The sequence below is a fragment of the Streptomyces rectiviolaceus genome (assembly GCF_039533825.1).
GTDB classification, from domain to species: Bacteria; Actinomycetota; Actinomycetes; order Streptomycetales; family Streptomycetaceae; genus Streptomyces; species Streptomyces rectiviolaceus.
The window spans coordinates 331,092-353,960 of record NZ_BAAAUG010000022.1; the positions used below are offsets into that span (position 1 = coordinate 331,092).

General features: G+C 71.9%; 23 protein-coding genes. 12 read left to right on the forward strand and 11 right to left on the reverse strand.

The genetic code is table 11. The features are described 5' to 3' along the window. The first annotated feature begins 22 nt into the window (after positions 1–22). Genes ABD378_RS07275 through ABD378_RS07285 form a run of 3 tightly spaced genes read left to right on the forward strand, consistent with a single transcriptional unit; the run spans position 23 to position 3,891 of the window. A complete protein-coding gene (locus ABD378_RS07275) occupies positions 23–841 on the forward strand; it encodes an ABC transporter ATP-binding protein (protein WP_344519619.1) in 819 nt (272 codons plus the stop codon). Next, positions 838–1,818: an ABC transporter substrate-binding protein gene (locus ABD378_RS07280; RefSeq protein WP_344519620.1), complete on the forward strand. Its 981-nt coding sequence runs from the start codon at positions 838–840 to the stop codon at positions 1,816–1,818. The genes ABD378_RS07275 and ABD378_RS07280 overlap by 4 nt, the downstream gene beginning before the upstream one ends. Before the next feature lie 6 nt (positions 1,819–1,824). Further along, positions 1,825–3,891 (forward strand): iron ABC transporter permease, encoded by a 2,067-nt coding sequence (locus ABD378_RS07285; protein WP_344519621.1) that lies wholly within the window; start codon positions 1,825–1,827, stop codon positions 3,889–3,891. Between the two features lie 21 nt (positions 3,892–3,912). On the opposite strand, the gene ABD378_RS07290 is transcribed toward ABD378_RS07285, so the two are convergent. The 3 genes from ABD378_RS07290 to ABD378_RS07300 all read right to left on the reverse strand — a co-directional run bounded on the left by ABD378_RS07290 (position 3,913) and on the right by ABD378_RS07300 (position 6,788). Further along, positions 3,913–4,356, reverse strand: a complete 444-nt coding sequence (locus ABD378_RS07290; RefSeq protein WP_344519623.1) for an NUDIX hydrolase — start codon at positions 4,354–4,356, stop codon at positions 3,913–3,915. Between the two features lie 215 nt (positions 4,357–4,571). Continuing rightward, positions 4,572–6,089, reverse strand: coding sequence for a SulP family inorganic anion transporter (locus ABD378_RS07295; RefSeq protein ID WP_344519624.1), 1,518 nt, complete (start codon positions 6,087–6,089; stop codon positions 4,572–4,574). A gap of 57 nt (positions 6,090–6,146) precedes the next feature. Further along, entirely contained in the window at positions 6,147–6,788 is a 642-nt protein-coding gene (locus ABD378_RS07300) for a carbonic anhydrase (protein ID WP_344519625.1), read from the reverse strand. Between the two features lie 338 nt (positions 6,789–7,126). Here ABD378_RS07300 and ABD378_RS07305 point away from each other — a divergent pair, with 338 nt between their 5' ends. Continuing rightward, on the forward strand, positions 7,127–7,648 hold the full coding sequence (locus tag ABD378_RS07305; RefSeq protein ID WP_344519767.1) for an HAD domain-containing protein: 522 nt from the start codon (positions 7,127–7,129) through the stop codon (positions 7,646–7,648). A gap of 36 nt (positions 7,649–7,684) precedes the next feature. Here the strand turns inward: ABD378_RS07305 and ABD378_RS07310 are convergent, their stop codons facing one another. Next, positions 7,685–8,575, reverse strand: a complete 891-nt coding sequence (locus ABD378_RS07310; RefSeq protein WP_344519626.1) for an NAD(P)H-binding protein — start codon at positions 8,573–8,575, stop codon at positions 7,685–7,687. A 132-nt stretch (positions 8,576–8,707) separates the two neighbouring features. Here ABD378_RS07310 and ABD378_RS07315 point away from each other — a divergent pair, with 132 nt between their 5' ends. Next, a complete protein-coding gene (locus tag ABD378_RS07315; RefSeq protein ID WP_344519627.1) occupies positions 8,708–9,562 on the forward strand; it encodes a LysR family transcriptional regulator in 855 nt (284 codons plus the stop codon). A gap of 88 nt (positions 9,563–9,650) precedes the next feature. Beyond that, the gene (locus ABD378_RS07320; RefSeq protein ID WP_344519628.1) at positions 9,651–10,223 is read left to right on the forward strand and encodes a GNAT family N-acetyltransferase; all 573 of its coding nucleotides are present in this window, start codon (positions 9,651–9,653) and stop codon (positions 10,221–10,223) included. Between the two features lie 67 nt (positions 10,224–10,290). On the opposite strand, the gene ABD378_RS07325 is transcribed toward ABD378_RS07320, so the two are convergent. Both ABD378_RS07325 and ABD378_RS07330 read right to left on the reverse strand, forming a co-directional pair. Next, the gene (locus tag ABD378_RS07325) at positions 10,291–10,788 is read right to left on the reverse strand and encodes a DUF5709 domain-containing protein (RefSeq protein WP_344519768.1); all 498 of its coding nucleotides are present in this window, start codon (positions 10,786–10,788) and stop codon (positions 10,291–10,293) included. A gap of 133 nt (positions 10,789–10,921) precedes the next feature. Continuing rightward, positions 10,922–12,181 carry a PP2C family protein-serine/threonine phosphatase gene (locus ABD378_RS07330; RefSeq protein WP_344519629.1) on the reverse strand — a complete coding sequence of 420 codons (1,260 nt, stop codon included), beginning with the start codon at positions 12,179–12,181 and terminating at the stop codon, positions 10,922–10,924. A 251-nt stretch (positions 12,182–12,432) separates the two neighbouring features. Between ABD378_RS07330 and ABD378_RS07335 the strand changes: the two genes are divergently transcribed. Together ABD378_RS07335 and ABD378_RS07340 are read left to right on the forward strand one after the other, a co-directional pair. After that, entirely contained in the window at positions 12,433–12,615 is a 183-nt protein-coding gene (locus tag ABD378_RS07335; RefSeq protein ID WP_344519630.1) for a hypothetical protein, read from the forward strand. Between the two features lie 111 nt (positions 12,616–12,726). Then, positions 12,727–13,749 carry a PHP domain-containing protein gene (locus tag ABD378_RS07340; protein ID WP_344519632.1) on the forward strand — a complete coding sequence of 341 codons (1,023 nt, stop codon included), beginning with the start codon at positions 12,727–12,729 and terminating at the stop codon, positions 13,747–13,749. A gap of 31 nt (positions 13,750–13,780) precedes the next feature. Here ABD378_RS07340 and ABD378_RS07345 read toward each other — a convergent pair whose 3' ends face one another. The 4 genes from ABD378_RS07345 to ABD378_RS07360 all read right to left on the reverse strand — a co-directional run bounded on the left by ABD378_RS07345 (position 13,781) and on the right by ABD378_RS07360 (position 18,422). Then, complete coding sequence (locus ABD378_RS07345) at positions 13,781–15,877, reverse strand: xanthine dehydrogenase family protein molybdopterin-binding subunit (RefSeq protein ID WP_344519633.1); 2,097 nt, start codon at positions 15,875–15,877, stop codon at positions 13,781–13,783. 39 nt (positions 15,878–15,916) lie between these two features. Beyond that, positions 15,917–16,912 carry an FAD binding domain-containing protein gene (locus tag ABD378_RS07350; protein ID WP_344519634.1) on the reverse strand — a complete coding sequence of 332 codons (996 nt, stop codon included), beginning with the start codon at positions 16,910–16,912 and terminating at the stop codon, positions 15,917–15,919. After that, on the reverse strand, positions 16,909–17,442 hold the full coding sequence (locus ABD378_RS07355) for a 2Fe-2S iron-sulfur cluster-binding protein (protein WP_344519635.1): 534 nt from the start codon (positions 17,440–17,442) through the stop codon (positions 16,909–16,911). Before ABD378_RS07355 ends, ABD378_RS07350 begins: the two co-directional genes overlap by 4 nt. A 146-nt stretch (positions 17,443–17,588) precedes the next feature. Next, the gene (locus tag ABD378_RS07360; protein WP_344519636.1) at positions 17,589–18,422 is read right to left on the reverse strand and encodes a helix-turn-helix transcriptional regulator; all 834 of its coding nucleotides are present in this window, start codon (positions 18,420–18,422) and stop codon (positions 17,589–17,591) included. A 102-nt stretch (positions 18,423–18,524) separates the two neighbouring features. On the opposite strand from ABD378_RS07360, the gene ABD378_RS07365 reads away from it, so the two are divergent. After that, positions 18,525–19,232, forward strand: coding sequence for an SDR family NAD(P)-dependent oxidoreductase (locus ABD378_RS07365; RefSeq protein WP_344519637.1), 708 nt, complete (start codon positions 18,525–18,527; stop codon positions 19,230–19,232). Positions 19,233–19,244: 12 nt separating this feature from the next. Here ABD378_RS07365 and ABD378_RS07370 read toward each other — a convergent pair whose 3' ends face one another. Then, entirely contained in the window at positions 19,245–20,060 is an 816-nt protein-coding gene (locus tag ABD378_RS07370; protein ID WP_344519638.1) for an SAM-dependent methyltransferase, read from the reverse strand. A 262-nt stretch (positions 20,061–20,322) separates the two neighbouring features. Here ABD378_RS07370 and ABD378_RS07375 point away from each other — a divergent pair, with 262 nt between their 5' ends. The 3 genes from ABD378_RS07375 (at position 20,323) to ABD378_RS07385 (ending at position 22,839) form a co-directional block, all read left to right on the forward strand. Beyond that, positions 20,323–21,228, forward strand: coding sequence for a glycoside hydrolase family 16 protein (locus tag ABD378_RS07375; protein ID WP_344519639.1), 906 nt, complete (start codon positions 20,323–20,325; stop codon positions 21,226–21,228). Between the two features lie 102 nt (positions 21,229–21,330). After that, positions 21,331–22,296: an LLM class F420-dependent oxidoreductase gene (locus tag ABD378_RS07380; protein WP_344519640.1), complete on the forward strand. Its 966-nt coding sequence runs from the start codon at positions 21,331–21,333 to the stop codon at positions 22,294–22,296. A gap of 120 nt (positions 22,297–22,416) precedes the next feature. Further along, a complete protein-coding gene (locus ABD378_RS07385; RefSeq protein ID WP_344519641.1) occupies positions 22,417–22,839 on the forward strand; it encodes a hypothetical protein in 423 nt (140 codons plus the stop codon). Positions 22,840–22,869 lie beyond the last annotated feature (30 nt).

A 22,869-nucleotide genomic window follows, 5' to 3' on the forward strand; every position in this document is an offset into this window, starting at 1 on the left:
TCACGAATTGTCCGCCGAGCACATGACCGTGTCGTACGACGGAGTCGACGTCGTCCATGACGCCGCCATCCAGCTCAGGCCCGGCGAAGTGACCGCTCTCGTCGGCCCCAACGGGAGCGGCAAGTCGACGCTTCTGCGCACCGTCGCCCGCCTGCAGGGCGCCCGGCACGGCACACTGACCCTCGATTCCGGCACGGCCGACGCCGCCGACGGCTTCGACCTCACCGCCCGCCAGTTCGCCCGGCATGTCGCGCTCCTGACTCAAGGACGCCCCACGCCGGGCGGTCTGACCGTCCGTGACGTCGTGGAGTTCGGCCGCTATCCCTACCGGGGCCGCTGGGGTCAGGCGGACGCCGGGGGCGCCGCCGTGGTGGAGCGCGTGCTCACCCTGACCGGCGTGGACAACCTGGCCGATCGCGCCGTCGACCAGCTCTCCGGCGGGCAGTTGCAGCGGGTGTGGCTCGCCAGCTGCCTCGCCCAGGAGACGGGCGTCCTCCTCCTCGACGAGCCGACCACCTACCTCGACCTGCGCTACCAGATCGAACTCCTCGACCTGATGCGTGACCTCGCGGACGAAGGCGGCATCGCCGTCGGAGTCGTCCTGCACGACCTCGACCAGGCGGGCNNCCAGGCGCCCGCCGTCGCCGACCGGATCGCCCTCCTTGACGCCGGGCGCATCGTCGCCGACGGCGCCCCCGAAGACGTACTGCAGCCCGAGCGCCTGTCCGAGACGTACGGCATCCGCATCGAGGTCGACACAGACCCCCTCACCGGCCGGCTGCGCACCCGCGCGATAGGCCGCCACCACAGCAGAAGCGAAAGGCTCCACACCTCCTCATGAGACGCCCCCTCATCGCCGCGGCGGCCGCCACCGCCGTCGCCCTCATCCTGTCCGGCTGTGGCACGTCCGAGCCCGCCAAGAGCAGTTCGGACAAGAAGTCCGAACCGATCACCCTCACCGACGCCAACGGCGCGCAGGTGAAGCTCGACGGTCCGGCCAAGAAGGTCGTCGGAACCGAGTGGAACGTCGTCGAGTCCATGGTCACGCTGGGCGTGGACCCCGTCGGTGTCGCCGACGTCAAGGGCTACAAGGCGTGGGACTCCGCGGTTCCGCTGAAGAACGACCCCAAGGACATCGGCACCCGCGGCGAGCCGAGCATGGACACCCTCGCCGGTCTCACCCCGGACCTCATCGTCACCACGACCGACATGTCGGCCTCCGCGGTGAAGCAGATGAAGAAGATCGGTCCCGTCCTCCAGGTCAAGGCCGCCGACGGTTCCGACCAGGTGGGCCAGATGTTCGACACCCTCGACGTCATCGCCAAGGCCACCGGCACCACCAGCGAGGCCAAGAAGGCCAAGGAGTCGTACGAGGCGAAGGTCGCCGAAGGCAAGAAGGCGCTGAAGGAGGCCAAGCTCGACGGCTCGAAGATCGCCTTCGCCGACGGCTACGCCGCCTCCAACCAGGTCTCCATACGCGGCTACACGAGCAACTCCCTCCTCGGCGCCGTCAACGAGGACCTCGGGCTCAAGAACGACTGGAAGCTCAAGGGCGACAAGGACTACGGACTCGCCACCACCGACGTCGAGGGTCTCACCGCGCTCGGCGACGACGTGAAGTTCGTCTACATCGGCAACAAGGGCGACGACAGCTCCGACGTGTTCACCGACGAGCTCGCCGACAACTCCGTCTGGAAGTCGCTGCCGTTCGTCAAGGACGACGAGGTCCACCGCCTGCCCGACGGCATCTGGATGTTCGGCGGCCCCGGGGCGATGGAGGCGTACATCGACGCCCTCATCGACAGCCTGAAGAAGTAGGAGACCGTGGTCGTCACCGCAACGCCCTCAGCCACGCCCGAACGCGCGGTCGCGTCCCCCTCGGGCGCGGTCGCGGTGACGGCCGGTCTCGTCCTTCTGGTCGCCGTTCTCGCCGTCGTCGACATCACGCAAGGCACCGCCTCCGTCGGCGCGAGCCAGGTGTGGAAGGCCCTCACCGGCCAGGCGGAGCAGGGCGATTCATCCGTCGTCATCGCCTCACGCCTGCCACGCATGATCGCCGGGATACTCGTAGGCGTCGCGCTCGGCGCGGCGGGCGCCGCCCTCCAGGCGGTCAGCCGCAATGTGCTCGCCTCACCTGACACCCTCGCGGTCAACGCCGGTTCGTACCTTGCGATGACCGTCCTGGTCGCCAGCGGTGCGACGGCGCCGCTGCTCGCCTCGTCGGGAGTGGCGTTCGTCGGCGGCCTCGCCGCTGCCGCCGTGGTCCTCGCACTCGCCGGACGCGGCGCGGGCACCGTCCGCCTCGTCCTCGCCGGCAGCGCGCTCGCCCTCGGGCTCAACGCCATCACCGAGGCGCTGCTCCTGCTGGCCCCCGAACAGACCCAGGGCCTCTACCGGTGGGGCCAGGGAAGCATCAGCCAGAACGGTTTCGACGGAGTGGCCCAGATGGCACCCGTCATCGCGGCCGCACTCGCGGGCCTCCTGCTCATCGCCCGCCGCGTCGACGCCCTGGCCCTGGGCGACGACGCCGCGCGCGGCCTAGGCATCCCGGTCCGCGGCACCCGCGTCACGGCCGTCGTCCTCGCCTCGCTGCTCGCGGCCGGCGCGGTGACGCTGGCAGGGCCGATCGCCTTCGTGGGACTGTGCGCGCCGGCCCTGGTGCGCCCACTCGCCGGCCGCGTCCGTGCCCTCCTACGCCACCGGACCCGCATCCCCGTCGCGGGTCTTGTGGGCGCGGCCCTCGTGCTTGGCTCCGACGTACTCCTGCGCGCCGTGACGTCCACCCAGACGGGAGTCACCGTCCCCACGGGCGTCATCACCAGCGTCGTCGGCGCGGTCTTCCTCGTCGTGATGGCGATGCGTACCCGCGACGGCGCCGGTGCCGCCGCGCCGGACCGGCTGCGCATTCCCAGCAGGACCGCGTACGTCATCACCGTGGTGCTCCTCGTGGGCGTGCTGGTCGGCGTCACGATCGCCGCGGTGCTCGTCGGCGACAGCACGTTCCTGCTCGGCGACGTGGTCAACTGGGCCCGGGGCCAATCAGGTCAGGCCATCACCTTCGTCCTCGACACCCGGGTGCCACGGGTGCTTGCCGCACTCCTCGCGGGTGCCGCGCTCGCGCTGTCCGGCACGCTCGTGCAGTCCGTGACCCGCAACCCACTCGCGGAACCCGGTGTCCTCGGCGTCTCCGGCGGAGCGGCGCTCGGCGCCATCATCCTCGTCACATCGGCGCCGGGCTCCGGGTCGTGGGGCATCGCGGGCGCGGCGTTCGCCGGCGCCGCCGTCAGCGCTGTCGTCGTCTTCGGACTCGCGGCGAAGGGCGGCTTCCAGAACAGCAGGCTCGTCCTCGTCGGCATCGGTGTGTCCTCGGGAACGATGGCGCTCATCAGCCTGTTGATCGTGCTCACCGACCGGTTCAGCGCGACCAAGGCGCTCATCTGGCTCTCGGGCTCCACCTACGGACGGACCGGCACCGACATCCTGCCGGTCGCGGCCGTGCTCGTGGCCGCGACCGTCGTGGCCGTCGCCCGCCGCAAGGAACTCGACCTCGTGTCGCTCGACGAGGACACCCCCCGGCTCCTCGGCCTCGACCTGGCACGCGGACGCCTCGGCTTCCTCGTCGTGAGCGTGCTGCTCAGCGCCACCGCGGTGGCCGCCGCGGGCACGATCGGTTTCGTGGGCCTCGTGGCACCGCACGCGGCACGCGCCTTGGTGGGACGACGGCACGTACGGGTCGTGCCGGTCGCGATGCTGATGGGCGCGAGCCTGGTCTGCCTCGCGGACCTGCTCGGCCGGACCGTGATCGCCCCGGCCCAACTGGGCGCGGGGCTCATGACGGCCGTCGTCGGGACGCCTTACTTCGTGTACTTGCTGGTGCGCAGCCGCCGGTAGCGGACGGCGGCCGCGTTCCCGCTAGGACGCCATGGTGCCGCGCTGCCTGAGCAACGGCAGGACGTGGTCCCTGACCGCGGGAGCGAGCTGAACGTCCCGTTCATGCCCGGAAACCCACCGCAGTGCCGCCAGCTCCGCGGCGGGCTCGGGCACCTGGCTGATGCGCGCCTCGAAGACCGACACCTTCATCGGAACCCGCTCAAGGGCAGCCATGGCCTCGACATCGGCCAGGAACTGAGGCTCCAAGGGCTCCACCCCGAGCTCTTCGTCCAGCTCACGGGAGAGAGTCTCAAGCTGCGCCTCACCTGCGTCAGGCTTGCCACCCGGCAGATAGAAGACGTGGGGAGCCGCCTGCTTGCTGACGACCAGCAGGCGCCCCGCCTGAACGATCGCGGCTGCCACCATGGTCAGCGGGCCTTCCCTGTCGATGTCGTGGGCGGCGCCCATTTCACTGTCGTGTGTCATGCGGGCCATTTTCCCAGGCGCCCCAACAGCACCCCGCGATCGGTGGGGGCCATCGTCGACCGAGGCACGCAGCGGCCCCGCCGCGACGGGGGGACGCGGCGGGGCCAAGTAAGCGAGTGCCCGGCGAAGCGAAGGTCATGCATGCTTCGGCTGATTGATTTTCGCGCGCCCCCGGCATTCGGCCGTTGGCCCCCCGCAGGCGCGGTCGGGCGGTGTCAGCTCCGCTCAGCGGTCACCGAGGCTGTTTTCATCCGCACCGCTTCCGTACCGCTGTCGTTGTGGCGCATCGCCCAGTTCTCCAGCGTCGTACGGCAGGCGTGGTCCAGATGGCGCACCGCGGTCAGATCCAGCTCGATGGGCCGGTCCTTGGGCAGGCCCTCCAGCGTCTCCAGGATGCGCGGCAGCCGCAGGAACGTGGCGTTGCCGGTGAGGGTGACCACCATCCGGCCGCCGGTCAGTTCCCGTACGTCCAGGTGGACATGGGAGGTGTCCCAGGCGGACTTGATCACCGCGAGCACCAGGCCGAGCACCACGCCCTCGAACATGTTGGTCACCACGATGGCGATCGCGGTGGTGGCGAGGACCAGGGCCTCGCCCCGGTGGGCACGGGCGAGCGGGACGATCTCCTTGACGGGGATCAGCTTGCAGCCCGCGTGGACCAGCACGCCGGCGAGCGCCGCCAGCGGGATGATGCCCAGTGCGGCCGGAAGCAGCACGGCGAACAGCAGCAGCCACGCGCCGTGCAGGATGCGGGAGAGCGGAGTGCGTGCGCCGGCCTCGACGTTGGCCGAGCTGCGGACGATGACCGCGGTCATCGGCAGGGCCCCCAGCACGCCGCACGTCGCGTTGCCGATGCCCTGGGCGACCAGCTCCTTGTCGTAGTGGGTGCGTGGGCCGTCGTGCATGCGGTCCACCGCGGCCGCGCTGAACAGCGATTCGGCCGAGGCGATGAGGGTGAACGCAAGGACCGTGCCGAGTACGGCCACGCTGCCCAGGGCGGCCAGGTCGCCGAACCCGGGCGGCTGGATGGCGTCGACAAGGCCGCGCACCGTCACGTTGGCCACGTCCAGGCTCAGCCCTGCGGACACAGCCGTGGCCAGAGCGACGGCGGCCAGCGGGGCGGGCACCACGCGCACGGCCGCGGGCAGCTTCGGCCAAAGGACGAGCACGGCGATGGTGCCGAGGCCAAGGGCCGCGGCGGTCAGTGAGGTGGTGTCGCCCAGCACGTCGGCAAGCAGTCCGGGCAGCCCGGCGATCTTGTCGAGCCCGGAGCGTGGCTGCTCGGCCCCGGCCATGGTGTACAGCTGACCGAGGATCAGTACGAGTCCGATGCCCGCCAGCATGCCCTGCACGACGGACACGGAGATGGCGCGGAACCACCGGCCGCAGCGCAGCAGGCCGAGGGCGATCTGCAGCGCGCCGGTGAGCAGCACGATCGCGCCGAGCATGCCGAGCCCGAACTCCTGCACGGCCTCGAAGACGAGCACGGTCAGTCCGGCGGCGGGCCCGCTCACCTGCAGGGCGCTGCCCGGCAGGAAGCCGACGACCAGGCCGCCGACGATGCCGGTGACAAGGCCCAGTTCGGCGGGCACGCCGGAGGCGACGGCCACGCCGACGCACAGCGGCAGGGCGACCAGGAAGACGACGAGTGAGGCGAGGAAGTCCTGGCGCTTGACGCCGGGTTCACGCAGTGGGCTGAAGGGGGAGCGGAGAGTGGAGAGAAGGGAGGACATGAGGGTGGGGAGTCCTGTCGTGGGAGCGGGCCGGGCGGTGGGGCGTGGCGGCGGCTCTCACAGCGGACCGAACGCGGGCCGGTCGTCGAACGACGGGCGGTGGGCGGTGACGGTGCCGGTGTGCACCTCGTAGTACCAGGCGTGCAGGGTGAGCGAGCCGTCGGCGATCCGCTCTCTCACGCAGGGGTACGCGCGCAACCTCTCCACCTGCGCGAGCACGTGTGTCTGCACGGCTTCCGCCACGTCCGCGGAGGCCGGGACGAGGGAGCGCACGGCGGCGTCCGCGGCGACGGAGTGGTCCAGCCAGTCCCGCACGGCCGGTACGGCCGACAGGTCTTCGCCCCGCACCAGGGCGCCCACCGCGCCGCAGTGCGAGTGCCCGCAGACGACGATGTCGCGGACTCCGAGCACGCACACCGCGTACTCGATGGTGGCCGCCTCGCTCATGGGGCGGCCCTCCCGGCCGGTGTCTTCGCCGGAGGGGTAGGGCGGTACGACGTTGCCCGCCGTACGGAGTTCGAAGAGTTCGCCGGGGCGTGCGCCGGTGATCAGGGCCGGTACGACGCGTGAGTCGGAGCACGTGACGAACAGGGCTTCGGGCGATTGCCCGGCCCCGAGGGCCTGGAAGGCCGCGGTGTTCTGGGGCGCCGCGACATGTGTCGCGGCGAAGGAACGGGCGTTGTCGATCAGGGACTTCATGATGGCCTGCCTCCTGCGTCACTGCGGCGGAGCCGGGACGCGGTGTGGTCGGGTCGATGGTGACAGTGAGGCGGCGCGGACCGCTGAGTGACAGCGGGCACCACGTCGCCCCGGTGACAGCCTGTACGGCAGCTGTGTCTCTCACTTTGCCATCGCATTAACCTCTGATGACAGAGCAAAAATCTGCCAAAGATTGAGTAATAAACGCCCCTGACCTGGGAGTTGGTCGAAGCCTCAACCGTTGGGCAGGGGTTCACGTGAAGATCATGTGGAGCACATGGGGTCATTCCGCTCAGGTGCCCTGCGACGACGCGCCTGAACATCGCTACCGTGCAGGCGTGATCGGTTCTGCGCTGCCCCTACTCTTTCTCGACGTCGATGGACCCCTCATCCCCTTCGGGGCGACACGGGAACAGCTTCCGGGCGGGTACCCGACCTACGAGACCGGGCGCGGGCCGCAGGGAGCCGACGTGAATCCGCTGATCACGCGGATCGACCCGGCGCACGGGCCCAGGCTGCTGGCGCTGCCGTGCGATCTGGTGTGGGCCACGACGTGGATGTCCGACGCGAACGACTGCGTCGGACCGTGGCTCGGCCTGCCGGAGCTGCCCGTAGTGGCCTGGCCGGAGCCGTCCGGCGAGGATGAATGGCACGGACTCCACTGGAAGACCCGTCCCCTTCTCGGTTGGGCGGCCGGCCGCCCTTTCGTCTGGGTCGATGACGAAATCTCCGAAGCCGACCGGGCCTGGGTGGCGGCACACCACTCGGGCCCGGCCCTCCTGTATCGGATCGACCCCGGGCGAGGCCTGACCGAAGAGGACTTCGCCGCCATCGGCGCGTGGCTGCGACTGCACATCTGATCCGGCCGGGGCCCTGTCAGGGCAGCCGGACAGGGCCTAGGCCAGGACGGCCGGCCTGAGCATCTCCTGGCACCACTGGCGGAAGCCGGTGGGCGCGGCCTCCGGAGTGCTCGGTACGTCGGCGCCGTAGAAGCCCTGGGTGTTCAGGGCTTCTGTCATGTCGGCGAGACCCTGGGCCCAGGCCTCGCTCGCCCCGTGGCGCAGCATCGTCGCCCTGTAGTCCGCGCTGCTGGTCCGCCGGATGCGTACCGGGCGTTCGAGGACCTCGGAGATGACCTGTGCCATGCCCGCGGGGGACAGGTCGTCGGGTCCGACCAGCGGGACGTCCTCCTGTCCCGTCCAGGAGTCGTCCAGGAGCAGGCGGGCCGCCGCGGCGGCGATGTCGCCGGTCGCGCAAGTGCGCAGTACGCGCTCCTCCGCCAGCGCAAGGAAGAACGCGCCCGCGTCCCGGATCGACGCGGCCTGGCCCAGCAGGTTCTCCATCAGGAACGGCGGGCACAGCGCCCGGTAGTGCACGCCCGTGTCCGCGATGGCCTCGTCCATGGCGAGCGAGGCCGAGATGAGTCCGGCGTTCTCCGCCACCGAGCGGCCCAGGGTGGAGACGGCGACGACCCGCTGGACGCCCTGATCTCCGATCACCTCGCGCAGCGGCTCGGTGAAGTCGCGGAAGTGCCCCTCGACGCTGTCGGCCGACGGCGTCGGGGGAACAAGCCAGAACACGCGGTCGGCGCCCGCGCATGCCTCCTTCAGGACGGTGGGATCGGCATGCGAGCCCCGTACGACCTCGACGCCCGCGCGTACCCGCGCCGGCAGGCGGGCCGGGTCGCGGGCGATCACGCGGATCCCCGCGGTGCCTTCCGGGGCGTCGAGGAGGAGGTCCAGGACCTGGCGGCCGATCTGGCCGGTGGGGGTGGTGACGACGATCATGAAAAGGGCTCCCCAGGGATGCGTTGTCGGATGCCGTCGAGCCTGCTGCGTCGCGCGGTCGAACTGAAGGATCGATCCGCTCCGGCTTGTTACCCTCAGGGCAATACCGACCGAACGGAGGGGAGTGGAAGCGTGGAGTCCCGTTCGCTGCGTTATTTCCTCGCCGTCGCCGAGGAGCTCAACTTCGCCCGCGCCGCCGAGCGGCTCGGCATCTCCCCGCCCCCGCTGTCCCGCGCGATCCGCCGGCTGGAGACGGAGCTGGGCGTCACCCTCTTTGAGCGGACCACCCACAGCGTGGCCCTCACCCCGGCAGGGACGGTGCTCCTCGCCGAGGCGAGGATCGCCCTGGACGCTCTGCAGGCCGCCGGGCGGCGGGCCCAGCGCGCGGCCGCCCGCGACCCCAAGCTGGTCCTGGCCGTGAAGGCCGACGGGGACGCGGGCCTCCTGGAGCCGATCCTGGCGCGCTTCGCGTCGGAGCCGGCTGCCCTGCCGGTGGCCGTCCGGCTGTGCGGCTGGAACGAACAGCCGCGGCTCCTGCGCCTGGGCGAAGCCGATGTGGCCCTGGTCCACGAGCCGTTCGACCGCACCGGCCTTGACACCGAGACGCTGGCCGCCGAACCGCGCGTCGCGGCACTTGCCGTCGGCCATCCGCTCGCCGCCCGGGACCGCCTGGCCCTCGCCGACCTCGGCCTGCGCCCCGGTGACATGCACCAGTACCTCGACGAGATCCGCCGCGAGAGCCGCGACCTGGCCCAACTGCTCACGCTCGTCGGCCTCGGGGGCGTGATCCCTCTGCTGCCCGCCTCGGTCGCCGACCGCTATCCGCGCCCGGGTGTCGTCTACCGGCCGGTCACGGACGCACCGCCCGCGATCCTCGCCGTCGCCTGGCCGCAGCAGTCCCGTTCGACGGCCACCGCGGCCCTGGTCCGCGCCGCCGCGTCCGTGGCCGAGGCCGAAGCCGCGCGGGACGGTCAGGCGGACGAGTAGCCCGGCCCCGCACGCCGCGCGCCACATTCACAGCCACTGCCCCTGCCACTGCTACTGCCACGGCCGGAACGCGTGCCACTGTGGTGCCATGCCCATTGACGTGCGCCCGGCCTCGGTCTTCGAGGATGTCCGTGCCGTGCTCGGCCCGAAGTCACCTGGCGCCAATGTCTGCTGGTGCCTGAGCTACCGGATCCCGTCCAAGCTCAACAACGAGCTCCGCGGTCCGGCCCGCGGTGAGTACGTCGCCGCGTTGTGCGGTGCGGAGCCCCCTCCCGGAGTGCTCGCCTACGACGGCGACGAGCCGGTGGGCTGGGCGGCCGTGGCACCGCGCTCCGAGACGTCCTTCGCGCGCAACCGCAAGATTCCGCACATCGACGACCTGCCGGTCTGGTCCCTGTGGTGCATTCGTGTGCGCCCCGGTCACCGCAAGCAGGGGATCTCGCACGCACTCATCGCCGGCGCGGTCGAGTTCGCCCGCGCCCACGGCGCACCGGCGGTCGAGGCGTACCCGCTCGACAACGGTGACGCCAAGGTCGACCTGACGATGGCGTACGCCGGGATCCGCAAGAACTTCGAGCGTGCCGGGTTCACCCACGCCGCCGACACGACCTCCGTGCTGGCCGGTCATCCCCGGATCCTGATGCGACTCGACCTGCGCTGACACAGCGATGCCGTACGCCGGCGGGGGAGGAGCCATCGCCGTCCGGCACGGCCGTGGGCGGCCCCCGTCAGCCGGCGGAGTCCGCCGCTTCGGCGGCGTCCGGATCGATGAGATGCACCGCGGCCTCCTCGGCGGACGCCGCCCCGCCGTCGATGCCCATGTCCTCGCCGATCATGTCCTGTTCGGCGTTGTCCTCCGGGTCCTCGCTGGCCCCGTCGTCGGGGGCGAACAGACGCCCGGCGCGGGCGTCCCCGACCTCAGTCGCGTCGATCGGCTCGCCGTCGGTGTCGGTCGTGTCCCCGATGCCGTCGTCGTCCTCGGCCGGCCCGGGGACTTCGAGCGCGGGGTCGGGCCGCTCCTCGGAGAGGCGTTCCGCCAGGCTCTCGCCGTCCTGCTGCTCCTGGGCGGTGGTGCCGGTATGTGCCACCCCGAGGGGTCGCTCGGGTGGCGACCAGCCCTCGTCGTACGGATCCGCCCCGCGGTCGTTCAGGGTGTCCTCCGCGTCGAGGATGCCCTCGTCCTCGCGGACCTCCTCCGCGTCAGGCTGGTAGACCTCGTCGCCCATGACCTCGTCGTCTCCCACGCTGCTCGTCCTCCTTCACGCGCGACTGATGGTCCTGCTGTGCCGTGTATCCACCCTGATCCAGAACACACGTTCCGGCATGCGGGGAGGGAGCGGGCCGCGAAAGGCCGGCAGGTCAGCGCGATCCGGGCGGGCGCCACTCGAGGAGCAACAGCGTCGCGTCGTCGCGCAGTTGGTTGTCCTGCCGGTCGAGGATGGCGTGGATGAGCTGGCGCAGTGCCTCCGGCGCTGGTTCGCCCGCGGCGGTCGCGCGGATGATGCTGTCCGTGAATCGCTCCAGGCCGAACTCGGCGCCGCCGCCGGTCCGCAGTTCGGTGACGCCGTCGGTGTACATCAGCACCCGGTCACCCGGCTCGAGCGCCTCCTCGTGGACCTGCCACTCCACGTCGGCCAGCAGGGCGGGCGTGCCCATGGGCGGCTGGGGCGGCCGCTCCAGCGCGCGGTCGAGCACGCGGTGGTCCCGGATCAGCAGGGGCGGCGGATGGCCGCAGTTGCACCACCGCAGCACGCCTTCGGCCAGGTCGAGCTGGGCGAGGATTCCGGTGCAGAACTGCTCGGGCAGCCATCCGGCCAGTGCGTGCTGGACGGTGTCGACGAGCTCGGGCAGCTCGGCCTCGGCCCGTCGGGCGTTGCGGCAGCCGGCCATCGCCACGGCGGTCGTGAGGCCCGACGCGAGGTTGTGGCCCATGGAGTCCAGGATCGCCACGTGCAGGGTCGAAGGGGTCAGGGAGTGATCGAAGGCGTCGCCGCCGATCTCGTACGCCGGTTCGAGCACGGCGGTCGAGATCACATGGGAGTTGCCGATCGTCCTGGGCGGCAGGAAGGCCCGCAGCATCTCGGCGGGCAGCTGCATGGCCTCGGACCGTGTCCGGCGCGCGAAGCTGTCGCTCGACTCCCGCTTCGAGGTGATCGTCATGGCCAGGACGGAGGCCAGCATGCGGCAGCGGCGCAGCAGCGCGGCGTCGATGACCGACGCCGTGGCACCGATCACGCCGAGGCGCTCGGCGCCGTCGATCAGCGGCAGCCAGGCGACGATCCTGCCCTGGGCCAGTTCCTCGACGCGCAGCTCGTGCGCCCGGTAGGCCGAACCGGCGACGGAGGTGTCCACACCGAGGGCGGGCGGCCCCTCGGCCAGCGGCACCAGACACCGCTGCTGGATGTCCACGAGGTACACCTCGACCCGGTCGAGCCCGACGGCATCGGCGAACCGCTGCGCAAGGAGGGGAAGCTCCATCGGAGCCGCCGCGTGCGCCGCGGCGAGCAGCTGCTCAAACAGCTGCTCCCCGGGGCCGGGCTGCCGGGGGCCTTGCTTCTCGGAACCGGAGCTTCCGGTGCCCGGGCTCTCGGGCCCGGACTCCCTGGGCTGGCTCGACATCTGTGATCACCGCCTCACCAGCAGTCTCACATCGGGCCCCGGATCCCGCCCGGGCGCGGGCGCGCGAGGCGCGCATTCGCCTGTGTCCGCCGGATTTCCGGCGTACCCGGGCGCTCCCCGGACCACCGGTCCCGCCGTCTCAGCGGTCGACCCCGGTCCGCAGAGGCCCGCAAGCGCAGCGTAAGGTCGCGGACCGGCCGCATGCGGCCGAACTGAACCAATACAGTCACCCGAACAAGGAGCCGCTGGTCATGCCAGCCAATGACGCCGCTCAGGCGCCGATCTACGACACCCTCGTCCAGGAGCACGGCGACGTCCTCGCGACAGCCCGCAAGGCCGCCGAGGAGACCCAGCAGAGAGCCGAGGCCGTGCTGGACTTCAGGGGGCCGATCGCGGCCGTCCCGGACGCCCCGTCCGCCGAACCCGCGGCGTAGGCGTCCCCCGGGGCGGTGAAGGCTCCGGCCCTTCACATGCCCCGCCGCCCTTTGTGGGCGACGCTGGAAGCACACGTACGCCGTCGCAGTCCCCGGCGGCCGGAGGTGCCGATGGATCCCGTGGTGGCGCTGGAACGGATCGCCTTTCTGCTGGAGCGCGGCGGCGCCCCGACCTACCGCGTGCGGGCCTTTCGCACCGCGGCCGCGGTGGTCGGCGAGCTGGCCGACGGCGAGGCCGCGCGGCGCGTCGCCGAAGGGTCCCTGGAGTCGCTCAAGGGCATCGGCCCCAAGACCGCCGGGGTGGTCCGCGAGGCGCTGGCCGGTGACGTGCCGGGGTATCTGGAGAAGCTCGAGGGCGAGGCGGACGCCCCGCTCGCCGAGGGCGGCGCCCGGCTGCGGGCGCTGCTGCGCGGCGACTGCCATCTGCACTCCGACTGGTCCGACGGCGGCAGCCCGATCGAGGACATGGGCCGCGCGGCCCGGGCAATCGGCCATGAGTGGGCCGTGCTCACCGACCACTCGCCCCGGCTGACCATCGCGCACGGCCTTTCGCCGGAGCGGCTGCGCGAGCAGCTCGCGGTGGTGGCCGACCTCAACGAGCGCTGGGCGCCCTTCCGGCTGCTGACAGGCATCGAGTGCGACATCCTCGACGACGGTTCGCTCGACCAGGAGCCGGAGCTGCTCGACCGGCTCGACGTGGTGGTCGTCTCCGTGCACTCCAAACTGCGCATGGACGCCGCCGCGATGACGCGGCGCATGGTCGCCGCCGTCAGCAATCCACGGGCCGACGTGCTCGGCCACTGCACCGGCCGCCTCGTCACCGGGCGCGGCAGACCGGAATCGCAGTTCGACGCGGACGCGGTGTTCGCCGCGTGCGCGGCGGCGGGCACGGCGGTGGAGATCAACAGCAGGCCGGAACGGCTCGACCCGCCGCGCCGGCTGCTGCGGCAGGCCGTGGACGCCGGAGTGCTCTTCTCCGTGGACACCGACGCGCACGCACCGGGTCAGCTGGACTGGCAGGTGTTCGGGTGCGCGCGGGCCGAGGAGTGCGGGGTGCCCGCCGAGCGCGTGGTGACGACCTGGACGGCGGAGAAGCTGCTGGCCTGGACGAGGGAGAAGCGGGCCGTGGCCTGAGGGCGGCGGCACCGCCCCGGCGCCCTTCGGTTCAGATGCCGCCCGCCAGCACCCGGTCCGGCGTGAGGGGCAGTTCGCGCAGCCGCAGCCCGGTCGCGTGGTGCACGGCGTTTCCGATGGCCGCTGCCGTTCCGACGATGCCGATCTCCCCGATCCCCTTGCTGCCCATGGGGTTGAGGTGGGGGTCGTCCTCGTCGATCCAGTGCGCCTCGATCGCGGGTACGTCCGCGTTCGCCGGTACGTGGTACGCGGCGAGGTCGGCCTCCGCGAAGTCGCCGAAGGCCGCGTCCATGGTGCTCCCCTCGGTCAGCGCCATGCCCAGGCCCATCGTCATCGCGCCGATGAACTGCGAGCGCGCCGTACGGGAGTTGAGGATGTGCCCGGCGGCGTAGACGCCGAGCAGCCGACGCACCCTGACCTCGCCGGACACCGTGTCGACGCCGACCTCGGCGAAGTGGGCGCCGAAGGAGTGGCGGGAGTAGTCGCTGTCCGCGTCGGCCTCGCCCGCCGTGTCGGCGGTGGCGCCCACGCCCTCCGGGGGCAGCTGCTGCCCCTGCTGTCCGGCCAGGCGCGCGGCAAGCCGCGTACAGGCCTCGTGGACGGCCCAGCCCCAGGAGGCCGTCCCGGAGGAACCGCCCGCCAGCGACGCGGCCGGAAGGTCGCTGCTGCCGATATCGGTGCGCACGGATTCCAGCGGGACGCCGAGCGCGTCGGCGGCGACCTGGGCGAGCACGGTGCGGGCGCCCGTGCCGATGTCGGTGGCGTTGACCCGGACCACGAAGGTGCCGTCCGGGTAGGCGTGGGCGCTCGCCCGGGACGGGGCGACGACCACCGGGTACGTGGCCGCGGCGACCCCGCTGCCCACCAGGACGGGCCCCTCTGCGCGCGAGCGGGGGCGCGGGTCACGCTCGGACCAGCCGAAGCGACGGGCGCCCTCGCGCAGGCACTCGGCGAGGTGGCGGCTGCTGAAGGGCTTGGAGCTGTCGGGTTCCCGCTGGGTGTCGTTGCGCAGGCGCAGTTCGACGGGGTCGATGCCGAGGGTCAGGGCGAGCTCGTCCATCGCCGACTCCAGCGCGTACATGCCGGGTGCCTCGCCCGGGGCCCGCATCCAGGAAGGGCTCGGCACGTCGAGCGCCACCACACGGTGGGTGGTGCGCGCGTGCGGCGAGGGGTACATGACGCGTGTCGCGGCGGCGGCCGTCTCGACGAACTCCTTGACGCGCGAGGTGTGCGCGCTCACCTCATGGATCACGGAGGTCAGCCTGCCGTCCCGCTCCGCCCCAAGACGCACCCGGTGCACGGTCGGCGAGCGATGGCCCACCACGGCAGCCAACTGGCGCCTCGGCAGGGAGAGTTTGACGGGCCTCCCGGTCACGCGGGCGGCCATGGAGGCAAGCACCACGTGTGGGCGTGGCGTGCCCTTGGAGCCGAAGCCGCCGCCGACATGCTCGGAGACGACCGTGATCTGCTCCTTGGGCAGCGAGAACATGCCCGCGAGGACGTCGCGGACGGTGGTGGCGCCCTGGCTGCTGTCGTGGACGGTCAGCCGCCCGTCCTGCCAGTGGGCGGTGGCCGCGTGCGGCTCCATGGGGTGGTTGTGCAGCGGCGGCACCCGATAGGCGACATCGACGCGGGAGGGCGCGGAGGCGAACGCGGCCTCCGCGTCACCGCGCACGTGCTCGCCGGATGTGCCGTCCTCGTCCTCAGGCACGTAGGCCTCGGGGTGATCGGCCTTCAGGGTGACGTCGTGCGGTTCCTCGGCGTAGGTGACCTGGACGGCCGCGGCGCCCGCGCGGGCCGCCTCCAGGCTGTCGGCCACGACCAGGGCGACGTACCAGCCCCGGTGCGGAACGCGCGCGTCCTGCAGCACGGCGAGGGTGCCGTCGTCCGGCTTCTCCAGGCGCGGCGCGTTCAGGTGGGTGAGGACGTCGACGACGCCGGGCAGCGCCAGGGCCGCCGCGGCGTCGACGGCGGTGACCGTGCCGCGCGCCACCGTGGCGGGAACCGGCCAGGCGTAGGCGCACCCCTCGGGGGTGTGCTCGGCGGCGTAGCGGGCGGTCCCGGTCACCTTCTGGGGGCCCTCCCTGCGCTCGGCGGGCGCCCCGAGGGCGCTGACGGTGTCCGGCATGGGGTTCTCCCTGAAAGCGGGGGTCAGTCGGTGTTGGGGTCAGTGGGTGGGGGACGGGTCGGCCAGGCGGCGCAGGACGTCACAGGCGAGATTGCGGGCGAGGTGGACCTTGAACGCGTTGTCCCGCAGCGGCTGGGCCGCCGAGAGCTCGGCCTCCACGGCGTGCAGGAACGACTCGTCGCTCGGCGCGCCGCCCAGCAGCGCCTCCTCTGCATGCCGGGCGCGCCAGGGCCGGTGGGCAAGGCCGCCGAACGCGATCCGCGCCTGGCGTACGACGGAGTCCTCGACGTCCAGGACCACGGCCACCGAGGCCAGTGCGAAGGCGTACGAGGCGCGGTCGCGGGCCTTGCGGTAGGCGGAGGGCAGCCCCGCGGCCGCGGGCGGGAGCACCACACCGGTGATGAGCTCGCCCGGTGCGATCTCGGTGTCCAGGTCCGGACGGTCGCCGGGCAGACGGTGGAACTCGGCGACGGGCAGGGTGCGCCGGCCCCGTACGCCGTGCAGCTCGACCCGGGCATCGAGCGCGGCGAGCGCGACCGCCATGTCGGAGGGGTGCGTGGCGATGCACTGCTGCGAGTGGCCCAGGACCGCGTGGTCACGGTGGACGCCGTCGCGCGCGCCGCAGCCGGTGCCGGGCTCCCGCTTGTTGCACGGTTTGCCCAGGTCCTGGAAGTAGGGGCAGCGGGTGCGCTGGAGCAGGTTGCCGCCGGTGGTGGCCACATTGCGCAGCTGGCCCGACGCGCCCGCGAGCAGCGCCTGGGCAAGCACGGGGTAGCGGTCGCGCACCAGGGGGTGGGCGGCGAGGTCGCTGTTGCGCACGGTCGCGCCCGCGCGGACGGACCCGTCGGGCAGCTCCTCCACCGCGTCCAGCGGCAGCCTGCTGACGTCGATCAGCGTCCCGGGGCGCTCCACGCCCAGCTTCATCAGGTCGACGAGATTGGTGCCGCCGCCCAGATAGCGGGAGCCCTGGCGGCCGGCGTGGGCCGCGGTCGCCTCTTCGACGCTGTAGGCGCGTACGTACCGGAAGGGCTTCACGGTGCCACGTCCTCGACGGCCTCGACGATGTGCGGATAGGCGCCGCAGCGGCACAGGTTGCCGCTGAGCCGCTCACGGATCTCGTCCCGGGTCAGCTCCACGGGGGCGCCGGTGTCCGCCCCCGGATCCGTCACGTGCGAGGCGTGGCCCGCCGCGGCCTCCGCGAGGGCGCCGACGGCCGAACAGATCTGGCCCGGCGTGCAGTAGCCGCACTGGAAGGCGTCGCGCTCCAGGAAAGCCCGCTGCACGGGATGCAGGCCCTCACCGTCAGCGGCGCGCAGCCCTTCCACGGTGGTGATGTCGCAGCCCTCGTGGGCGACGGCCAGCAGCAGACAGCTGTTGGCGCGGCGTCCGTCCACGAGGACGGTGCAGGCACCGCACTGGCCGTGATCACAGCCCTTCTTGGCGCCGGTGAGCCCCAGCTGCTCGCGCAGGACGTCCAGCAGCGTCGAACGGTGGTCGACGGTAGGGCGGCGAGGCTCGCCGTTCACCGTCAGGGGCACTTCCGAGCGGAACACATCGGTCCCCATGGCGCTCTGCTCCCTCGTCGAAGCGTGGTCTGCGGTGTGACCGCATGCCCAGCCTGAGTCAGGACACACGTTCCGGCATGCCGGGATCGCGCGGGTGGCGTATCGGCGACGGTGGCCCGAAGGCGGTCACCGTGGAACCAGGGAGGCTAGCCGGGGGTGAGCGTCTGGCTGCCCAGGACCGCCAGGAGTTCGAGGCGTTCGGCATCCGGGCTGCCGGGTTCGGCCGTGTAGATCATGATGCGCAGGTCGCAGCCCGCGACACTGAGCACGTCGCAGTCCAGGGTGACGGCGCCCACCTGGGGGTGGTCGATGGTCTTGCGGGACGCCTCGTGACGGCCCACCGCGCCGGAGTCCCACAGTTCGGCGAACCGCTCGCTGTGCGCGCGCAGTTCCGCGATCTGCTGCCGCAGCCGCTGGTCCGCCGGATACCTGACGGCTGCGGCGCGCAGGTCCGACACCACCGCGGTCTCCATCGCGAGCTGGGACCGCGAGGTGTGGCGCACGCGGCCGCCCGAACCGAGGAAGGCCCGCCGGGCACCGCTGCGCTCGCGGCCGTGCCGCTCGCCCATCAGCGCCGTGTACAGGGGATTGGCCAGCAGCAACGTCCACGATGCGTCGGAGACGGCCACCGGCGTCCCGGTCAGCCGATCCAGCATCCGGTGCACACTCGGCGTGATGTACGCGGGCACCGTGCCCTGCCCCGGCGGTACGAGCCCGGCGACGTGGAACAGGTGCTCGCGTTCGGCCGCGGACAGGCGCAACGCCCGTCCGAGGGCCTCCACCACCTGTTCCGACGGGTGGGTCGCCCGGCCTTGTTCAAGGCGGGTCACGTAGTCGACCGAGATCCCCGCCAGCATCGCGAGTTCCTCACGGCGCAGCCCGGCCGCGCGCCGCTGTCCGCCCGCGGGCAGCCCCGCCGCCTCGGGGCGGACCCGGTCGCGCCACCGCCGCACCACCCGCCCGAACTCCGTGCTCGCCATGCCCACCACTGTGCACCGCGGCACGCGGAACTTCCTGGTACCGGCAGTCCCAGGAAGCGGGGACTCCTGGCTGCTCCGGGCCGACCGCCGCAGCCTGGAGGCATGACTACGACACTGATCACCGGAGCGAACAAGGGCCTCGGCCTGGAGACCGCCCGCCGGCTCGTCGCCGCGGGCCACACCGTCTACATCGGCAGCCGGAACGCCGAAAGGGGCCGCCGCGCAGCCGAGCGGGTGGGGGCGCGGACCGTCCGGATCGACGTCACCGACGACGCGTCCGTGGCGGCCGCGGCCAAGGCCGTCGAGGCCGAGGGAGGCCTCGACGTACTGATCAACAACGCGGGCATCGAGAGCCGCACCCCCGACAACACCGTGCCCGGCGCCGCCGACGTGACCGCCGACCAGATGCGGGAGGTGTTCGAGACGAACGTCTTCGGCCTGGTCCGCGTCACCCAGGCGTTCCTGCCGCTGCTGCGACGCTCGTCCGCCCCCGTCATCGTCAACCTCAGCAGCGGCCTGGCCTCCCTGCACCGCGTCGCCGATGCGGGCACCCCGGCGTTCGCGTACCCGGGCGTGGCCTACCCGGCGTCGAAGACCGCGGTCAACATGATCACCGTGCAGTACGCGAAGGCCTTCCCTGCCATGCGGATCAACGCCGTGGAGCCCGGCTTCACCAAGACCGACCTGAACGGCAACACCGGGGTCCAGACCGTCGAACAGGGCGCCGAGATCATCGTCCGCATGGCGCAGGCGGACCCCGAAGGACCTACGGGCTGCTACGTCGACGCCGAGGGCCCGTTGCCCTGGTGACGGGTCAGGGCGTCACGGCTTGCGGGCGAGGCCGCCGTGTTCGCCGATGGGCTGCGGAGCGGGGGAGGAGGGGTCCGGGCGCCAGAAGGGCACCGAGACGACCCCGGGCTCCAGGAGTTCCAGGCCGTCGAAGAACGCCTTGATCTGGTCGACGGGGCGCAGGAAGTACGGGACCGCGCCGGTTTCGTTGTAGGCGTCCTGGGCCTGTTCGTAGTCGGCGTCGGTGCCCCGTGAACCGTCGTTGATGGAGAGGTAGCTGCCGGAGGGCAGGCCCTCCATCAGACGGGTGACGATGGCGCGTGCCTGTTCGTAGTCGGCGACGTGGCCCAGGATGTTGCTGAGGATCAGGGCGGTGGGACGGGTGAGGTCGAGCGTCTCGGCTGCGGCCGCCAGGATGCGGTCGGGGTCGGACAGATCGGCGTCGACGTACGCGGTGGCTCCCTCGGGGGTCGAGGTGAGCAGGGCGCGGGCGTGCGCGAGGACCATCGGGTCATGGTCGACGTACACGATCCTGGTCCGGGGATCGAGCCGCTGGGCGACCTCATGGGTGTTGTCGACGGTCGGCAGGCCGGTGCCGATGTCCAGGAACTGGCCGATGCCCGCCTCGGTGACCAGGTGGGTGATGTTGCGGCGCAGGAAGGCGCGGCTGCTGCGGGCGACGGTGACGATGCCGGGGAAGACGGCGCTGTAGGCGTCGCCGGCCTGCTCGTCGACGGGGTAGTTGTCCTTCCCGCCCAGCCAGTAGTTCCAGATCCGGGCCGAGTGCGGCACCGATGTGTCGATCTTCTGACGCGCCGCAGATCCGGGCGTCGTGGCGTGGTCGGTCATGGGTAGCGTCCGTCTTTCCACCGAGGCATGAACTGTTCAACGCACAACCTATGTCCCAACCGGTCGAACGTGTACACCAGTTCATGATCTCGGCGAGTTCCGTTTACTCCTGGGATTCGGTTGCACTTCCGCGTGCCCTCGGTGGCGAGGGAAACGCGTCAGCGGTATGGCGGGGCCTTCCCGCCTCCGCGAGGATGACCCCCTTCGCGGGAGGCGTCCGCCGGTTTCGGTGGGCGCGTGCGGCCAGGAGGAAGGCATCGCGATGGGATCACACGCGGCGGCGAGACGGCGCAGGCCGGTCGTGCTCGCGGCGCTCGGCACCACCCTGCTGGCCGCCCTGCTGTCGATCCCGAGCGCCGGGGGAGCGCCGCAGTCGGCGGACGCCTGCGGCGGCGTCGGCGCTGAGCTGCCGCGCGGGGACTGCGGCCCGTTCTGGCAGGTCGTCGCCGAGGACTTCAACGGTGACCGGGTGCCGCTGGGCGGGTTCAGCGACTGCGACCACCACGCGGACACCTCCGCCGCGTACTGCGGCGGTCTCAAGGGCTCGTACCGTGACAACTGGTGGGCCTACCCCGCCGGTTGGCGCGACACGTCCAACGACCGGGGCCGTGGCGTCGTCGGTGTCTACCACCCGGAGGACACGGTGAGCGTGGGCCCTGCGGAGAACGGCGACGGCCGGATGCGTGTCCGGATGTGGCGGCCCGACGACGGAGGGCCGGTGCACGCCGCGGCGGTCGTACCGCGTGCCGTCATGCAGATGAAGTACGGCAAGTACAGCGCCCGTATCAAGGTGACCAAGCCCGCCCCGGGATACAAGTCGGCCTGGCTGCACTATGGCGGAGGCTGCGAGATGGACCACCCCGAGGGCAATTGGTCCGGAGACCTCACCGCCTTCCACCATCCGTGCGGCGGCGGCGAACAGGGCTCGTTCCAAGGCGCGGACGAGTGGACCGAATGGCACACGGTGTCGACCGAATGGACCCCGGGGAATGTGCGCTTCTTCGTGGACGGACGGCAGACCGGCCACGACACCCGCGGCGTGCCGGACCACCCGCTGTCCTGGGTCCTGCAGAACGAGAGCGCGCTCGAAGGCCCGGGCGCGGCGCCCGGCAGCAGCGCGCAGCTGGAGATCACCTGGGTGGCCGCGTACGCGTACGACTGGAAGTAGGGCCGGAGGGCACTCGAGTACCGCCGCGCCGCGTGGGCAGCGGCCGCACGCGCCCGCGGACGGTGATGTTTCAGCGGCAGCAGTTCGGCAAAGCGTACAAATATGGTGCAAATCGGCTACACGATGATGACCGAGCAAGCGGGCCCCCGTGCCCTCGTCGACGACCTGGTCGCGGCGGAGCAGGCCGGGTTCGATTTCTCCGTCACCTCTGACCACTACTTCCCCTGGCTCGACTCGCAGGGACACGCGCCCTACGCGTGGAGCGTGCTCGGGGCGGCGGCGCAGGCGACCTCGCGGATCCCGCTCATGACGTACGTGACCTGCCCGACGGTCCGATACCACCCCGCCGTGGTGGCGCAGAAGGCCGCGACGATGCAGTTGCTCTCCGAGGGCCGCTTCCGGCTCGGTCTCGGCTCGGGCGAGAGTCTCAACGAGCATGTGGTCGGCGAGGGCTGGCCCTCCCCGCAGGTCCGCCTTGAGATGCTCGAGGAAGCGGTCGGCATCATCCGCGCGCTGTTCACCGGCGACAACGTCAACCACCAGGGCACCCACTTCGACGTGGCGAACGCCCGTCTGTGGGACCTGCCCGACGAGCTGCCCCCCATTGGGGTGGCGGTCTCCGGCGGACGCTCCTGCGCGCTGGCCGGACGCCTCGCCGACCTGGTCATCGCGACCGAGCCCAAGGGCGAGCTGCTCGCATCCTTCGACCGGCACGGCGGCAGCGGCAAGCCGCGCGTGGGCCAGCTGCCCGTCTGCTACGACACCGACAAGGACGCGGCCGTCGCCCGTGCGCACGACCAGTTCCGCTGGTCGGTCGGCGGCTGGCCCGTCAACGCCGAGCTGCCGGGCCCTTCCGGCTTCGCGGGCGCCACCCAGTACGTCACCCGGCAGGACATGGCGGACCAGATCCCGTGCGGCGACGACGTCGACGCCTTCGTCGACGCCGTACGCCCCTACGTCGAGGCGGGCTTCACGGAAGTCGCCCTCGTCCAGGTGGGCGGCGACCATCAACGCCCCTTCATCGACTGGGCGGAGAAGAAGCTGCTGCCGGCCCTGCGCGACCTCTGAGCCCCTCATGTGCCGCTGCCGGCCACGACGCCAGGCACCGGCCGCCACATCAGTTACCTGCCCTCACATCGGGTACCCGTGACCACACGTCAGGTACCCGCGACCCCACTGGAGCACAGCGTGAACGACACACCCGGCCCGGCTTCCCCCACCGCGCAGTCCGACTCCCCCGACGTGGTCCAAGTAGTACTCGGAGAGTGCTCCGCCGCCGACGCGGACGCCGTCTTCGGTGTGCTGCGCGCCCACTTCCCCTCCGACCGCGGCGAGGACGCGCCGCACCGGACGGAGCAGCCCCGCCCCGCCGTCTGGACCGGCGGTTTCCTTGCCGCCCGCAGCCCGGGGTCGGTCCGGGGCGTGTTGCTGGCGGGCCCGGTCACCGCCGATCTGCAGGGCGGACCGGTGGCGGTGGACCGGCTGCGTGCCACGCTCGAATCGGCCTTCGTCGTGACGGGTGCCGGTTCCGCATCCGGCGACCAGGAGGTACAGGTGCAGCTGCGCCTGACGGGCGCCGAGCAGGGGGAGCCGCCGCCGCAAGGCCACTGAGCTCGCGTCTTGACCTCGGGCAGAGCTGGA